The organism is Schumannella soli (genome assembly GCF_006517435.1).
Lineage (GTDB): Bacteria > Actinomycetota > Actinomycetes > Actinomycetales > Microbacteriaceae > Schumannella > Schumannella soli.
In genome coordinates, this window is the sequence record NZ_VHQG01000001.1 from 284,640 (window position 1) to 299,355 (window position 14,716).

Here is a 14,716-nt window from a genome sequence, read left to right on the forward strand (position 1 = left end):
TGCCGGCGTGTCCGAGGGTGCGGACGACGCCGTCGCGGGTGGTGGTGGTGCGGGTGATGCGCGCACTACTGTAACGCGCATTCGACCGTCGTCGTCAACTTGTGAACGCAACGGTTCGGTCACGAAAGCCGTAACGGCATCCGCGGCCGCAGATCCGCCCTCGAGATCAGACGAGCGCGAGCGCGTCGACGTGCCGCAGGGCGAGGGATGCGCCGCCCAGCGCCTCGGCGCGATCGCCGAGCGAGCCCATCGCGATCGTCGTCGAGTCGCCGACGCGCGGCACGGCATGTCGCGAGAACGATCGGGCGATCGGCTCGAGGAAGGGCTCGCCGATCGGGGCCAGGGGGCCGCCGATGAGGATCACCTCGGGATTGATCAGGTTGGCCATGTTGCCGAGGGCGGCGCCGATCGCCGAGCCGGCATCCTGCAGCACCCGCAGCGTGCCCGGGTCGCCCTCGACGGCCCGGCGCACGATGTCGGCCGTCCCGTGGTTGCCCGGCTGGCGGCGGTAGAGCAGCTCGAGCATGACGACCGTCGACGCGACGGTCTCGAGACAGCCCCGGTTGCCGCAGTGGCACACGGCGCCCTGCTCGTTGATGGTCGTGTGCCCGATCTCGCCGGTGACGCCGATGTTGCCGTAATAGGGCTTGCCGTTGATGATCAGCCCCGAGCCGATGCCCGAGCCGATCTTGACGAACATGAGGTTCTCGACCTCGCTGTAGGCGCCCCACGTCACCTCGGCGAGCGCCCCGAGATTGGCGTCGTTGTCGAGCAGCACGGGCAGGTCGAGCTGCTCGCTGAGGTCGTCGGCCGTGACGCCGATCCACTCGGGCAGGATCGTGCCCTGCACGACGGTTCCGCTGCGGCGGTCGATCGGCCCCGGCATGCCGAGGCCCGCGGCCAGCACGGCCGAACGGCGCACGCCGCGCTCGGCCATGAGCTCGTCGAGCACGTCGCGCACGGCGCGCACGCCCTCGAGGGCGGGATAGCCGCGGGGCAGCTCGATCGCCCGCTCGGCGACGACCTCGTAGCCGGGGGTGACGAGCACGATCCGCGCGTGGCGGCGGCCGAAGTCGAGGCCGACGACGAGGCGCCCGTCATCCGAGAGGCGCACCGAGGTCGCGCGACGGCCGGAGCTCGTGGTCGTGTCGGTGCTCACGGCGCCCTCGTCGGCGAGCAGGCGCACGATGTTCGAGATCGTCGCGGCGCTCAAGCCGGTGCGACGCGACAGCTCGGCCTGCGTCAGCGGCCCGGCCTCGCGCAGGGCGTCGACGATGCGCTGCCGATTCCGGCCGCGCAAGGCGCTCTGTGACCCGGGACGCGGGCGTCGCTCTGCCTCAGAGAGCCCCGTCGTCCTCATGGCGTTCAGAGTGCCCCACCTGTCGTCTTGTCGTCAACTCGTGAACGCAACGATCGCATAACCACCGACGCCCGCGCCGACTCGCGCACTCGGATCGCGCAGCGGGGCATCAGCGCCGCGACGATCCGGAACCGCCGCGGCGCTGACGAGGAGGATCAGATGCGGTCGAGAGCGCCCAGCAGGTCGGCGGCGAGGTCGTCGATGTTCTCCAGCCCCACCGACAGACGCACGATGTTCTCGGGCACCTCGAGCGCCGTGCCCTTGACCGAGGCGTGCGTCATCTCCGTCGGGTAGCCGATGAGCGATTCGACGCCGCCGAGCGACTCCGCGAGCTGGAACAGCCCCGTCGACTCCGCCAGCGTGCGCGCCGCGGCGCCGCCGCCGCTCAGCGCGAGCGAGATCATGCCGCCGAAGCTGCGCATCTGCTTCGCCGCGATGTCATGGCCGGGGTGCTCCGGCAGCCCCGGATAGTAGACGCGGTCGATCTTCGCGTGGCCGACAAGACGCTCGGCCAGGGTCTGCGCGTTGCTCGAGTGGCGATCCATGCGCACCGGCAGGGTCTTGATGCCGCGCATCGTCAGCCAGGCGTCGAAGGGCGACGACACCGCGCCCACGCCGAACTGGATGAAGCCGACCTTCTCGGCCAGTTCCCGATCCTTGAGGATGACGGCGCCGCCGAGCAGGTCGCTGTGGCCGCCGAGGTACTTCGTGGTCGAGTGCACGACCACATCGGCGCCGAGGGACAGCGGCTGCTGCAGGTATGGCGAGGCGAAGGTGTTGTCGACGACGACGATCGCGCCGGCCTCCCGGCCGATCGCCGCGAGGCCCTCGATGTCGGTCACCTTCATGAGCGGGTTGCTCGGGGTCTCGACCCAGAGCACGCGCGTCTGGCCGGCCTTCACGGCGGCGCGCACCGCATCCAGGTCGCCCATCTCGACGGTGTCGAGGTGCGCGCCCCACGGCACGAACACCCGATTCACGAGACGGTGGGTGCCGCCGTAGACGTCGTTGCCCATGACCACGTGGTCGCCCGGCTTCAGCACGGCGCGCAGCAGGGCGTCCTCGGCGGCGAGTCCCGAGGCGAAGCTGTAGGCGACCTCGCCGCCCTCGAGCGACGCCAGCAGCTCCTGCAGGTGGTCGCGGGTCGGGTTGCCGCCGCGCGCGTACTCGTAGCCGCCGCGGAAGCCGCCGATGCCGTCCTGCACGAAGGTCGAGCTGAAGTGCACAGGCGGGTTGACCGCGCCCGTCGCCGGGTCGAAGCCCTGGCCGGCGTGGATGGCGCGGGTCTCGAGGGCGGAGTCGGGCGTGAGGAAGTCGGACATGGTGCTCCGGTGGTGTCGGTCGGGTCGGACGAGGAGTTCGGCGAGCTCGGCGCGCCGCTCAGGCGTCGCGGAAGTCGAGCAGGTCGGCGCGGGTCAGCACCGTGACGGGCAGGCCCTCGTCGAGCACGAGCAGCGCATCCGTCTCGCGGAGCGCCGCCGTCGCCGTCTCGACCGGCTGGCTCAATCCCACCGAACGGAGGGCGGGGCCGGTGAATTCCCGGATCGGGGTATCGAGCCCGGCGCCGTCGGCGAGTGCGGCGATGATGTGCCGCTCGTCGATCGAGCCGACGATCTCGCCCAGCACGAGCGGCGGCTCGGCCGTGATGACCGGCATCGTCGAGACGCCGAACTCGCGCAGGATCTGCACGGCCGCGCCGAGCGTGTCGTCGGGGTGCACGTGCACGAAAGCGGGGATCGCGTCGCCCTTGCGCGCGACGACCTCGCCGACCGTGGGACCCGGCTGGGCGGGCAGGAAGCCGTGGCTGCCCATCCAGTCGTCGCTGAAGATCTTCGCCAGGTAGCCGCGGCCGCCGTCGGGCAGCAGGATCACGACCGTGTCGTCGGGACCGAGGCGGCGCGCGAGCTTGAGCCCGGAGGCGACGGCGAGGCCGCTCGAGCCGCCGACCAGCAGTCCCTCCTCGCGGGCGAGGCGGCGCGTGTAGTCGAAGCTCTCGGCGTCGGAGGAGGCGATGATCTCGTCGACGACGCTGCCGTCGTAGGCGGTCGGCCAGAAGTCCTCGCCGACGCCCTCGACCAGGTAGGGCCGCCCGGTTCCGCCCGAGTAGACCGAGCCCTCGGGGTCGGCGCCGACGATCTGCACGCGGCCGTCGCTGACCTCCTTGAGGTAGCGGCCGACGCCGCTGATCGTGCCGCCGGTGCCGACGCCGGCCACGAAGTGCGTGACCTTCTGGTCGGTGTCGCGCCAGATCTCGGGGCCGGTGGTCTCGTAGTGGCTGAGCGGACCGTTCGGGTTCGAGTACTGGTCGGGCTTGAACGCGCCCGGGATCTCGCGGGCGAGCCGGTCGCTCACGTTGTAGTACGAGCGGGGGTCTTCGGGCGCGACCGCGGTCGGGCAGACGACGACCTCGGCGCCGTAAGCCTGCAGGGTCGCGCGCTTGTCGGCGCTCACCTTGTCGGGGCAGACGAAGACGCAGCGATAGCCGCGCTGCTGCGCGACCAGCGCGAGGCCGATCCCGGTGTTGCCGCTCGTGGGCTCGACGATCGTGCCGCCGGGCTTCAGCCGCCCCTCGCGCTCGGCCGCGTCGATGATGCGCACGGCGATGCGATCCTTCGACGAGCCGCCGGGGTTCACGTACTCGACCTTGACGAGCACGGTGGCCTGGATGCCGTCGGTGACGCTGTTGAGCTTCACGAGCGGGGTGTTGCCGACGAGGTCGAGCACGGACTCCGCGTATGCCATGGTCCGAGGGTACCGGCGCGATCCGGGGCTGTTACGTCGCGGGGTTCCGGATCCACGCGGGCGCGGCCCGTCCGTGCGCGAAATGGGCGCGGGAGCGGGCGAGTTGCCAGGTTGGTGAGGACAATGTCTATGTCTTCGCATACATCGCGCTCAGCCAGCGCATCCGCCCGAGGAGAATCATGCCCCGCGACGAATCCGCGCCGAGCGCCGACAACGGCACGCCGACGACGAAGCAGGCCCGCGCCGCCCAGCGCGCCGAGAAGGTCGCGGCCTTCAAGAAGAAGGAAGCCGCGCGCAAGCGCAACCGCCGTCTCGCGATCGGCGGCGGCATCACGGTCGCCGTCGCCGCGATCGTCGCCGTGACCCTCGCGATCGTGCTGCCGCTGAGCGGCAGCGGGAGCGGAGCGGCCTCGGGGCCGGTCAAGCTGAACACGGTGCAGACCTGGGAGGGCCTGTCGTCGCAGCACACCGCGAAGAAGGTCGACTACCGGATGTCACCGCCCGCGGGCGGACCGCACAACGCCACCTGGCTCAACTGCGGCATCTACGACCAGCCCGTGCCCAACGAGAACGCGGTGCACGACCTCGAGCACGGCGCGCTCTGGTTCACCTACGACCCCGACAGGATCTCGGGAGCGAAGCTCGAGGCGCTGAAGAAGATCGTGCCCGACGTCTACGCGACGCTCTCGCCGTACCCGGGCCTCGACGCCCCGATGGCCGTCTCCGCCTGGGGTGCGCAGATCAAGTTCTCGAACCCCGAGAACGCGAAGGTGCAGAAGTTCATCACCGACTACTACCGCTCCCCCAACGCCCCCGAGCCGGGCGCCCCGTGCACCGGCGGGCTCGACGCTCCCGGCAAGGTGAGCTGACCGCATCCGCGTCGTGCCATCCGCTCTCGGACGGTCATCGACAGCACGACACGACGACAGTGGGAGCATGACCCGGTGAGAAGCGCCGCGAAGGACCCGTCGACCCCGAGCCGCCGGCCGAGCCGCCCCTGGTGGATCGTCGCCGCTGCCGTCGCGCTGCTGCTGTTCACCTCGGGCCTGCTGCTCGGCCGCGTCGGCGCCGCTCCGGCTACGCCGACGACCGAGAGCGCGGCCGCCGGGTTCCTGCGCGACATGCAGGTGCATCACGCCCAGGCCGTGCAGATGTCGCTGCTGGTGCGCGACCGCAGCACCGATGAGGCCGTGCGGCTGATCGCCTACGACATCGCGATCGGACAGGGCGGGCAGGCCGGCCAGATGTACGGCCTGCTCGACGCCTGGGACCTGCCTCAGGCATCCAGCCAGCCACGGATGACCTGGATGAGCTACCCGACCATCGACGGCAGCGACGGCGGTCACGGCCACGCCGTCTCGGGTCAGAAGGCGGGAGGCCCGATGCCCGGCATGGCGACCGCGAAGCAGATCGCCGCGCTGACGGCGGCGAAGGGCGAGGCCGCCGACAAGCTCTTCCTCACGCTCATGATCGCCCACCATCAGGGCGGCCTCGAGATGGCCGAGGCGATCCTGCACCGCACCGATCAGAAGCAGGTCGTGGCGATGGCGACGCAGATCGAGGCCTCGCAGAAGGCCGAGATCACGACGATGCAGGAGATGCTCGAGAAGCTCGGCTGAGCTCAGTCAGCCCGCGGGCTCGAGCCGGCGGCCGCGAGCTGCTCGGCGAACAGCTGCGCGTAGACGCCGCCCGCGGCGAGCAGCTCGGGATGCGTGCCCTGCTCGACGATGCGTCCGCCGTCGACCACGAAGATGACGTCGGCGCCGACGACCGTCGACAGCCGGTGCGCGATCGCGATCGTCGTGCGGCCCCGGGCGGCCGCGTCGATCGCGTTCTGCACGATGCGCTCGCTGACCGTGTCGAGCGCGCTCGTCGCCTCGTCGAGCACCAGCACCGCCGGATCCTTCAGCAGCACGCGGGCGATCGCGATGCGCTGCTTCTCGCCGCCGCTGAGCCGGTACCCGCGCTCTCCGACGACCGTGTCGTAGCCGTCGGGGAACGAGGCGATGGTGGCGTGGATGTTCGCGGCGCGCGCCGCCCGCTCGAGCTCCTCGTCGCTCGCGTCCGGCTTCGCGTACCGCAGGTTCTCGGCGATCGTCGCGTGGAACAGGTAGGTCTCCTGGCTGACGAGCCCGATCGACTCGGCGAGCGAGCTCAGCCGCAGCTCGCGCACGTCGTCGCCGGCGAACAGCACGCGGCCCCCGGTCGCGTCGTGCATGCGCGGCACGAGATACGACACCGTCGTCTTGCCGGCGCCCGAGGGCCCGACGAAGGCCGCGTACTGCCCGGGCTCGACGGAGAAGCTCACGCCGCGCAGCGTCGCCGGACTCTCGGCCGGCGCATCCGGGTAGCGGAACACCACCCCGTCGAAGGCGATCCGCCCGAGCTTCGTCGTATCGACGGCGCGGGCGTCGGGCCGTTCGGTGATCGCCGGCGTCAGGTCGAGGTACTCGAAGATGCGGGCGAACAGCGCCTGCGAGGTCTGCAGGTCGAGGGCGACCCGCAGCAGGCCCATGAGCGGCCACATGAGGCGCGCCTGCACGGTCGTGAACGCGACGACGGTGCCCGCCGTGACATCCACCCGATCGAGGATGAGCCAGGCGGCGACGAGGTAGACGATGGCCGGGATGATCGACAGGAAGATGTTGACCAGCGCGAAGAACCACTGGCCGCTCATCGCCTGGCGCACCTGCAGCCGGATCTGGTTCTCGTTCTCGTTCGTGTAGCGCGCGATCTCGGCGTTCTGCCGGGCGAAGCTCTTGGTCAGCAGGATGCCCGAGACGCTCAGCGCCTCCTGCGTGATCGCGGTCATCTCCGACAGCGACTCCTGCGTCTGCGTCGCGATGCGGGCGCGCACCTGGCCGACACGGCGCTGGGCGATCACGAGCACGGGCAGCAGCACGACCGCGACGATCGTCATCTGCCAGCTCAGCACGAGCATCGAGACGAGCGCGGCGATGACCGTGACCGTGTTGCCGATCACGCTCTGCACGGTGTTGCTGAGCACCCCGGCGACGCCGCCGACGTCGTTCTGCAGGCGCGACTGGATGATGCCCGTCTTGGTGCGGGTGAAGAAGCCGAGCTCCATCGCCTCGAGGTGCGAGAAGAGCCGGATGCGCAGTCGGCCCATCACGCTGTTGCCGACCCGGGCGGTGAGCCAGGTCTGCCAGACGCCGAGCGCGGCGGAGGCGACCCAGAGCAGCACCATCCCGAGCACGAGCTCGAGCAGCACCGGCACGTCGGGGCGGCCGCCGGCCGGGAAGAGCCCGCGATCGAAGGCCTGCTGGGTGAGCAGCGGCGGCAGCACGCTGAGTCCGGCGCCGATCAGCACGAGCACGACGATCGTGCCGAGGGCGCGGCGGTGCGGCTGGAACAGCTCGGCGATGCGGCCGATCAGGTGGGGGATGCGCGGGGCCTCGGCGTTGGCGGCGCGCTGCGCTGCGGCGTCGCTCGACGAGATCCGGCCGCCGCGGCCTCCGCCGCCTCCACCTCCGCGCATGCTCACGCGCCGAGCCTAGAACCCGCCGCCGACCCCGCGCGGGGTCGTGCGCCCCGGGCGGACGCGCATCCCGCTTCCGCCCCGCGTGCCCTGCACGCGGGAGACCGGAGGCCCCGACCGCGCTGTCGCCCCCGTGCGCGCGCATGAACGACGAAAGACCGGGGGCCGGGCGCCCTCCGCGGCACCCGACCTCCGGTCGTCTTCTCATTCGACGGGGAGCACCGGGAGCGTGAACGGGTCACGCTCCCGGCCAGCTGATCGTCCCCGTCAGCTGCGGATCCGGGCCTCTCGTCCCATCAGCCCGGATCCGGGTCTCATCAGCCCTGCTGGCGGGCGGCCTTGCGGCGGCGGATCGCGGCGACGGCGAGCAGGGCGATACCGACCTGCAGCACGAGCAGCGCTCCGATTCCGGGGATCAGTCCGTCGACACCGGTCGACGCGAGGCCCGTGCCGCCACCGGCCTGCGGCTTGGTCGGCGGGGTGGTCGGCGGCGTGGTGGGAGGCGTGGTCTCCTCGTCGGAGACACCGCAGTCCTTGACGGTGACGTCGGTGCTCTTCTGCAGGTTGCCGCTCGAGTCGATCGCGGTCACCCGGTACTCGGCGTCGTTCTTGATGCCGGTGAAGACCACCGGGTCGGCGAGCTCGGCCGAGGTGACGGTCTTCTCGTCGATGACGGTCCAGGCGTCGTCGTCACCCTGGCTGACACGCACGGTCCAGTCGCGGTCCGGCTCCACGCCGGTCACGTCGACCTCGAGGCTCGAGGTCTTCGAGTCGGCCTGGCAGGCCACGGCGATCGCCGAGAGTCCCGGGTTCGTCGGGCAGTCGGCCAGAGTGACATCCTTGGTCACGACGGTCTGGTCGTCGTCCGCGTCGGTCAGAGTCACGCCGTAGGTCGTGCCGGGCTCGAGTCCGGTGAACGGAACCGAGAACGTGGCGGCCTCGGCGGTGACCGGCTTGGCGTCCACGCCCGTGACGGCCTTGCCGTCGACGGTGAGCGTCACGAGGTAGCTGCGACCCGGAATGGCGCCGGTGACCGTGACGTCGAAGCTGCCCTTGCCGGTCGGAGCCACGCACTGGGTCGGGTCGATGGCGATCGATGGCACGTCAGGGCAGTCGACCAGCTTCGCGGTGACCTTCGCGGTGGCGTCGTCGGCCTGGTCGTCGACGACGGTGACCGTGTAGCTCGCGCCCGGCGTCAGCCCGGTGAAGCTCAGCGGGAAGCTGGAGCTCGTCGGGGTCACGTGGACCGGCGCCTGCACCGCGTCGCCGGCCGACACCAGAGTGACCGTGTACGAGCGACCCGGCACCACCGAGGTCACGGTTCCGGCGAGGCTGCCGGTGCCGTGCGGGGCGACGCACTGCGTGGCGTCGATCGCGATCTTCGGGGTCGTGGCGCAGGCGACCTGGGTGATCGTCTGCTCGGCGAGCACCGACGTGGCCGCCGAGTCGATGACGCGCACCGTGTGCTCTCCCGCCGCTGTGTCCGCGGTGACCGTCTTGGTGGTCGCGCCGGTGATGGTCGCCACGGTCGTGCCGTCGACGACGACCGTGTAGGTGCGGTCAGCGGAGAGGCCCGAGGCGGTGATGGTCAGCGGAAGGGTCTGCGCGTCGGTCGTGCAGACGGCCAGCTCGACCGTGAGGTTCGGCGTGACCGGGCAGAGCGCCGGGGTCACCGGTGCGGTCTGGCCGACCTTCACGCCCGCCTCGGTCGTGATGATGATCGTCGAGGGGACCCCGACCGGCACCTGAATGCGCGCGGTGCCGTCGGCGCCGACCTTCGTCTTCGAACCGGCGTTGCCGTCGACGGTGGCGTAGTAGGTCTGGCCCTCGACGAGACCGGTCACGGTCACGGTGGCGCCGACGAGGGTCGAGCCGGGGGCGGTGCACACATCGGCGACGACGTCGGCGGAGTCCACTCCGCGCGGGCACTCGGCCGGGGTGACGGCCGCGCTCGTGGCGGAGGCGCCGGTGGTGCTGCTGGTCACGACGGCGGTGTAGCTGCTGCCGGTGGGCCAGCTGCCGAGCGGCACGCTCTGGCTGGCGGCGTTCGCCGCGAAGTCCTCGGTGCGCAGCTCCTTGGCGCCGGACTTCAGGATGACCGTGTAGTTGGCGCCGGGCTGCAGCGAGCCGAGCTTCGCGGTGACGGGCACCGAGGTGGGGCCGCCGGGGGCGACGCAGTCGGCCGCATCGATCGAGATCGTCGGCTTGACCGGGTTGCTCGGCGGGTTCGTCGGCGTGCAGAGCGGGGTCGTACCCGACTTGTCGAGGTTCCAGTCGGGGTTGCTCGGGTTGTCGCCGGCGACGACCTTGACGCGGTACGCGTGGGTCACACCATCCTGCGGAACCGGGTAGGTGGCGGCGAAGCTCGACCGGAAGGTCGTGTCGACGAGCTGCTTGCCGTCGAGTTCGACGCGGACCGTGTTGGTCTTGTTCGAGTTGTACGCCGTGAGGTTCACGGCGATGCTCGAGCAGGTGACGTTGACGGAGCGGTTGTGCGCCTCGGCCGCCGCGCCGACGAGGGCGATGCCGCCGACGGCGAGAGCCGCGACGACGAGTCCGGAGACCGCCGTCATGACCTTGGCTCTGAGGGTGCGCGGCCCGCGGCGCGCGAGGCGCGCGAGGGCCCTATCGAGAATCCGGGCAGGGGACGATGCCGTGGAGCGCATACGGGGGTTGCTCTCTACTTCAAGGCACGCGTCTGACCACCCGCCATTCAGGGGGGACGGGCTGGGCGGAGGGTAAGACCGACCAGACCTGGCGGGTGCACGGCGCGATGCCGTACTGATCCGACCGCGGGGGACGATCGGCCCTCTGACTACGGGGGTCGCCAGAGTTGTCCTCATTATGGTGGACACGTTTCGCGGTGCGCAAGTAGCATCGGGGGTGAGATTCAGACCACCGCGCGGAACTGGGAACCACACGGGGGTGTGCATCACTCCGAAGCGTGCCTGCATCGCGCGCCGGGCCCGAAAACCGGCGCACGTCCGCAGCACCCGACGTGTGGAAGCGACACCGAATTGCCCCGAAGCACCACTCTCGACTCCCTCCGACGGGAAGTGGACGCCCGACTCGACGCGGGTGATCCCCCCGGTGCCGTCACGCTCGTGCGCAGCGCCTGGCGAGGGCTCTCCGCCGAGTCTCCCGCGGGACTGCGGGAGCTGATCGAGACCATCCCCGACGAGGCCTGGCGCGACGACCCCGTGATCGCGGCGGCGTTCGGCGCCAGCTACCGCACGGCGCGCGGCGACCGCTCGCGGTCGGCGCTCGCGTACTTCGAAGCGGCCCTGATGAGCCTGCCCTGCGACGACCCGGATGCCGTGATCGTGCGCCTGCAGTCGGCCGCCGCCCTGCGCACCCTCGGCCGACTCGATGACGCGGACGACGCCCTCGACCTGGCCGCCGAACAGGCCCAGGCCACCTCGGCGCCCGGCATCGAATGGCGGGTCACCGTGCGCGCGATGGCCGCCCTCCAGCGCGGCATGGTGCAGCTGCACCGCGGGCGCTACGCCGACGCCGCTCCGCTGCTCGCCTTCGCCGACGGACTGGGCGAACGCCACCTGAGCCGCGCCGAGCACGTGGAGTGCCTCGGCGGGCGCGCCCTCATCGCGATCGGCGCCGGCGAGCTGGATGCCGCATCCGGCTTCGTGCAGCAGGCGCGCTCGATCGCCGAGGGCACCCTGCTGCTGCGCAGCCCCTTCGCGGCGACAGCGCTCATCGCCGAGCTCATGGTCGCGGTCGAGCGCCTCGACAGCGAGACCGCGCATCGCATCGAGGTCGAGATCGCCGCCGCCGCCGAGGGCAGCGACTGGGAGCCCTTCGGCTGGATCGCCACGGCCCGCCTGCACGCGCTCGAGCGCGACTTCTCCGGCGCGCTCGAGCTGATCCGACGCGCCGGGGAGAGCTACCGCACGTGGCACCCGGCGGGCAGCGGCGCCGCTCTCGGCGAGCTGCTGCGCGCCGCCATCCTCATCCGTCACGGCCAGGGCGACGCGGCCTGGCAGGTGCTCTCCGAGCTGCCCTCCGATGCGCGGCACGATCTCTGCGCCGGCCGCTACGTCGCGCAGCTCCGGCTCGTGAACGGCGACGTGGAGGGCGCGGCCGCCGCCCTCGCCGAGTGCGACGCCCTCGGCGAGGCCCACGCCGCGCGCACTCTCGCGGAGGTGCAGCTGCTGCGCGCCGCCATCGAGGCCGAGCGCGGCAATCCGGCCGAGTCGGCGCTCTGGTGCGACCGCAGCCTGCACCACATGCAGCGCACCGGAACGCGCTCGCCGCTCATCATGGTGCCGCCGCTCATGCTGCGCGAGCTCATGAATCAGGCCTCGTCGCGGCGTCAGGCCCCCGAGATCGCGGCGCTCGTGGAGCGCATCCGGTCGGCCGTGGATGCGCGCCTCACCGCCGCCGGCGACGAGGGCGGGATGCTCGCGCCGCTCACCAGCCGGGAGACGATCGTGCTCGACCAGCTGCGTCAGGGCAAGACCGTCGCGACGATCGCGCAGGAGCTCTTCGTCTCGGGCAACACGATGAAGACGCACCTTCGCAACATCTACCGCAAGCTCGGCGTCGGCTCACGCGGCGAGGCGGTGCGCAAGGCGCAGGCCCTCGGCCTCTACGTCACCCCGGGATCACCCCTGGGTCACTCTGCGTCGCCCGAGCCCGATGCGCTTCACTGAGTCAGCGCTCGCGCCCGGCCGTCCCTGATCCCGGCCGCCCGCTTGCGCCGACGGGCGGGGAGAACGGCTGGTTACCTGATCCCCGTCCGTCAACTCGGGTCGAGCGATCGCGCTCCCCCCGGGCCCGACGGATCCCCGCCCGGGAACACGACGACGGCGCCGCCCCCGGACGAACCGGGAACGACGCCGTCGTTGAAGTGAGGAAGAACCTTACTTGAGGGTGACCGTGGCGCCGGCGCCCTCGAGGGCCTCCTTGGCCTTCTCGGCAGCCTCCTTGTTGGCGCCCTCCAGAACGGTGCTGGGCGCGCCGTCGACGAGAGCCTTGGCCTCCGAGAGACCGAGGCTCGTGAGGCCGCGCACCTCCTTGATGACCTGGATCTTGGCGGAACCGGCCGACTCGAGAACGACGTCGAACGAGTCCTTCTCCTCCTCCTCGGCGGCGGCAGCGCCACCGGCGGCGGGGGCGGCGGCGACGGCGACCGGCGCGGCGGCGGTGACCTCGAAGGTCTCCTCGAACTTCTTGACGAACTCGCTGAGCTCGATGAGCGAGAGCTCCTTGAACGCCTCGAGCAGCTCGTCGGTGGTGAGCTTGGCCATGCTTTTCTCCTTAGTGCTGAATGTCTAGCCGCGGGCGGGTTACGCCGCGGACTCCTGCTTCGCGCGCAGCGCGTCGACCGTGCGGACGGCCTGCGCGAGCGGCGCGTTGAACATGTACGCGGCACCGAACAGCGAGGCCTTGAAGGCGCCGGCCAGCTTGGCCAGCAGCACCTCACGCGACTCGAGATCGGCGAGCTTGTTCACCTCGTCGGCGGTCAGCGGGGCACCGTCGAAGTACCCGCCCTTGACCACCAGCAGAGGGTTCGCCTTGGCGAAGTCACGCAGAGTCTTCGCGACGGCGACGGTGTCGCCGTGCACGAAGGCGATCGCGGAGGGACCGACGAGGGCGTCGTCGAACGACGTGATGCCCGCTTCGTTGGCCGCGATCTTGGTGAGCGTGTTCTTCACCACGGCATAGGTCGCGTTCTCGCGGAGGTTCTTGCGCAGCTCCTTGAGCTGAGCAACCGTGAGACCGCGGTACTCGGTGAGCACGACCGCGTTCGAGCTGCGGAAAGACTCCGTCAGCTCGGCGACCGTTGCTTCCTTGTTCGCCATGGCGCTCCTTGTGGTTGGATTCGGCGCCGAGGGCCGCGGGCATCCCGAGTGGGATCAGACATCCGCCAACGAAAAGAGCTCCGGCGCAGACGCACGGAGCTCGAACCACAGAAGGGCTTGTCACTTCACACACCTGCGCGGGTCTCTTCACGAGGAAGGACTTCGTCCGGGTGACGCCTTCGAGAAGGCGGCACGTCGGAGACCAGCGGTCTTCGGCCGGGTCCAGGGTAACCCGAGAGACGGCGGATGCGCAAACCGGCTCCGGAGTCTCACATCTCGGGATCGGTCTCGTCGTCGCCGTCCGACGGGTCGCGGCGCAGAACGAACGCTCCGATCACGGCCACGGCGGCGAGTGCGATCACGAGGGCGATCGGCACCCAGGGGATGCATGCCGCATCGAAGAGCCCTGCTTCCGCGATGGAGGGGATCGTGCCGCTGGCCATGGCGCATCTCCCTTCATCGGAGCGGCGGTCGGGCTGATCGCACGAGCACTGCCGTGCGAGGTTACCTCAGCTCATCACCTGCTTCGTAGACCCGCGATCGGGTCGCGCCCGGCTCGCGCGCCGCCCGCCGCTGTCGCCGGCCCGGGAGACAATGGACGCGTGACCCGCGCCCAGCCGATGCTCTCCCTCTGGGAGGCGCCGCCGGTGCACTGGCGCGACCGCGTCGTCGCCGACTCGACCGATCGGCGCGGCTGGTTCATCGCCCGCGCGAACGGCGTCACCGCGACCGATGCGGCGCGATTCTCGAGCGACAAGCCCCTGCAGGGCATCGCCATGGAGAAGATGCTCGGCACCGGCTTCGGCGGCAACGCCTACACGGATCACGGCCGCGCCCGCGAGCCGGAGATCGCCCGCTGGGCGCGCGCCGAGCACGGCATGCAGCCGAGCACCCAGCTCTTCCACGCCGACGGCGAGCGCGGGCACCTCGCCACCCCCGACGGCGTGCGCGAGCGCGGCGCGGCGCTCGAGCTCTGCGAGATCAAGACGACGTCGAAGGCCTGGCGCAGCATCCCCCGCACCTACCTGCGTCAGGTCTGGTGGCAGCAATACGTGCTCGGCGCCGAGCGCACGCTCGTCGTGTGGGAGCAGCACCGCGACTTCGTGCCGGTGGATGCGGTGCCCGAGTCGCGCTGGGTGGATCGCGACGACAACGAGATCCACCGACTCGTGGTGCTAGCCGATCGGCTGCTCGAGCTGCTGCGCCGACGCTGAGCCGGGCGCGAGCGCATCCGCCGGCTCCGTCACCTCCAGCTCCGCCGCCTCCGGCTCCGCCGCCTCCGGCTCCGCCGCC

The 14,716-nt window shown here is 71.1% G+C and carries 12 protein-coding genes; 4 read left to right on the forward strand and 8 right to left on the reverse strand.

Translation table 11 applies throughout. The annotated features are described in order from the left end of the window. Positions 1 to 166: 166 nt before the first annotated feature. From FJ657_RS01245 to FJ657_RS01255, 3 genes are all read right to left on the reverse strand, one after another. The gene (locus tag FJ657_RS01245) at positions 167 to 1,360 is read right to left on the reverse strand and encodes an ROK family transcriptional regulator (protein WP_141161878.1); all 1,194 of its coding nucleotides are present in this window, start codon (positions 1,358 to 1,360) and stop codon (positions 167 to 169) included. Between the two features lie 155 nt (positions 1,361 to 1,515). Continuing rightward, entirely contained in the window at positions 1,516 to 2,682 is a 1,167-nt protein-coding gene (locus FJ657_RS01250) for a cystathionine gamma-synthase (RefSeq protein ID WP_141161879.1), read from the reverse strand. 58 nt (positions 2,683 to 2,740) lie between these two features. Further along, on the reverse strand, positions 2,741 to 4,102 hold the full coding sequence (locus FJ657_RS01255; protein ID WP_141161880.1) for a cystathionine beta-synthase: 1,362 nt from the start codon (positions 4,100 to 4,102) through the stop codon (positions 2,741 to 2,743). Between the two features lie 179 nt (positions 4,103 to 4,281). Here FJ657_RS01255 and FJ657_RS01260 point away from each other — a divergent pair, with 179 nt between their 5' ends. Further along, positions 4,282 to 4,971, forward strand: coding sequence for a thioredoxin-like domain-containing protein (locus tag FJ657_RS01260; protein ID WP_255447069.1), 690 nt, complete (start codon positions 4,282 to 4,284; stop codon positions 4,969 to 4,971). 75 nt (positions 4,972 to 5,046) lie between these two features. Continuing rightward, positions 5,047 to 5,721, forward strand: coding sequence for a DUF305 domain-containing protein (locus FJ657_RS01265; protein WP_141161881.1), 675 nt, complete (start codon positions 5,047 to 5,049; stop codon positions 5,719 to 5,721). Positions 5,722 to 5,723: 2 nt separating this feature from the next. Here the strand turns inward: FJ657_RS01265 and FJ657_RS01270 are convergent, their stop codons facing one another. Both FJ657_RS01270 and FJ657_RS01275 read right to left on the reverse strand, forming a co-directional pair. Beyond that, entirely contained in the window at positions 5,724 to 7,601 is a 1,878-nt protein-coding gene (locus tag FJ657_RS01270) for an ABC transporter ATP-binding protein (protein ID WP_141162662.1), read from the reverse strand. Between the two features lie 317 nt (positions 7,602 to 7,918). Then, the gene (locus FJ657_RS01275; protein ID WP_141161882.1) at positions 7,919 to 10,174 is read right to left on the reverse strand and encodes a hypothetical protein; all 2,256 of its coding nucleotides are present in this window, start codon (positions 10,172 to 10,174) and stop codon (positions 7,919 to 7,921) included. A 483-nt stretch (positions 10,175 to 10,657) separates the two neighbouring features. Here FJ657_RS01275 and FJ657_RS01280 point away from each other — a divergent pair, with 483 nt between their 5' ends. Further along, entirely contained in the window at positions 10,658 to 12,271 is a 1,614-nt protein-coding gene (locus FJ657_RS01280; RefSeq protein ID WP_141161883.1) for a LuxR family transcriptional regulator, read from the forward strand. Positions 12,272 to 12,481: 210 nt separating this feature from the next. Here FJ657_RS01280 and rplL read toward each other — a convergent pair whose 3' ends face one another. The 3 genes from rplL to FJ657_RS16975 form a co-directional block, all read right to left on the reverse strand. Further along, the gene (gene rplL / locus FJ657_RS01285) at positions 12,482 to 12,868 is read right to left on the reverse strand and encodes a 50S ribosomal protein L7/L12 (protein WP_141161884.1); all 387 of its coding nucleotides are present in this window, start codon (positions 12,866 to 12,868) and stop codon (positions 12,482 to 12,484) included. Between the two features lie 39 nt (positions 12,869 to 12,907). Then, positions 12,908 to 13,423, reverse strand: coding sequence for a 50S ribosomal protein L10 (gene rplJ, locus FJ657_RS01290; RefSeq protein WP_141161885.1), 516 nt, complete (start codon positions 13,421 to 13,423; stop codon positions 12,908 to 12,910). Between the two features lie 269 nt (positions 13,424 to 13,692). Further along, positions 13,693 to 13,866 (reverse strand): hypothetical protein, encoded by a 174-nt coding sequence (locus tag FJ657_RS16975; RefSeq protein WP_181408821.1) that lies wholly within the window; start codon positions 13,864 to 13,866, stop codon positions 13,693 to 13,695. Positions 13,867 to 14,025: 159 nt separating this feature from the next. On the opposite strand from FJ657_RS16975, the gene FJ657_RS01295 reads away from it, so the two are divergent. Next, complete coding sequence (locus FJ657_RS01295) at positions 14,026 to 14,637, forward strand: PDDEXK family nuclease (RefSeq protein WP_369407388.1); 612 nt, start codon at positions 14,026 to 14,028, stop codon at positions 14,635 to 14,637. Positions 14,638 to 14,716 lie beyond the last annotated feature (79 nt).

Bases quoted from the DNA above. Each gene is read 5' to 3' on its own strand.
- FJ657_RS01245 (WP_141161878.1), bottom strand. From the start codon at position 1,360: ATGAGGACGACGGGGCTCTCTGAGGCAGAGCGACGCCCGCGTCCCGGG.
- FJ657_RS01250 (WP_141161879.1), bottom strand. From the start codon at position 2,682: ATGTCCGACTTCCTCACGCCCGACTCCGCCCTCGAGACCCGCGCCATC.
- FJ657_RS01255 (WP_141161880.1), bottom strand. From the start codon at position 4,102: ATGGCATACGCGGAGTCCGTGCTCGACCTCGTCGGCAACACCCCGCTC.
- FJ657_RS01260 (WP_255447069.1), top strand. From the start codon at position 4,282: ATGCCCCGCGACGAATCCGCGCCGAGCGCCGACAACGGCACGCCGACG.
- FJ657_RS01270 (WP_141162662.1), bottom strand. From the start codon at position 7,601: ATGCGCGGAGGTGGAGGCGGCGGAGGCCGCGGCGGCCGGATCTCGTCG.
- FJ657_RS01275 (WP_141161882.1), bottom strand. From the start codon at position 10,174: ATGACGGCGGTCTCCGGACTCGTCGTCGCGGCTCTCGCCGTCGGCGGC.
- rplL (WP_141161884.1), bottom strand. From the start codon at position 12,868: ATGGCCAAGCTCACCACCGACGAGCTGCTCGAGGCGTTCAAGGAGCTC.
- rplJ (WP_141161885.1), bottom strand. From the start codon at position 13,423: ATGGCGAACAAGGAAGCAACGGTCGCCGAGCTGACGGAGTCTTTCCGC.
- FJ657_RS16975 (WP_181408821.1), bottom strand. From the start codon at position 13,866: ATGGCCAGCGGCACGATCCCCTCCATCGCGGAAGCAGGGCTCTTCGAT.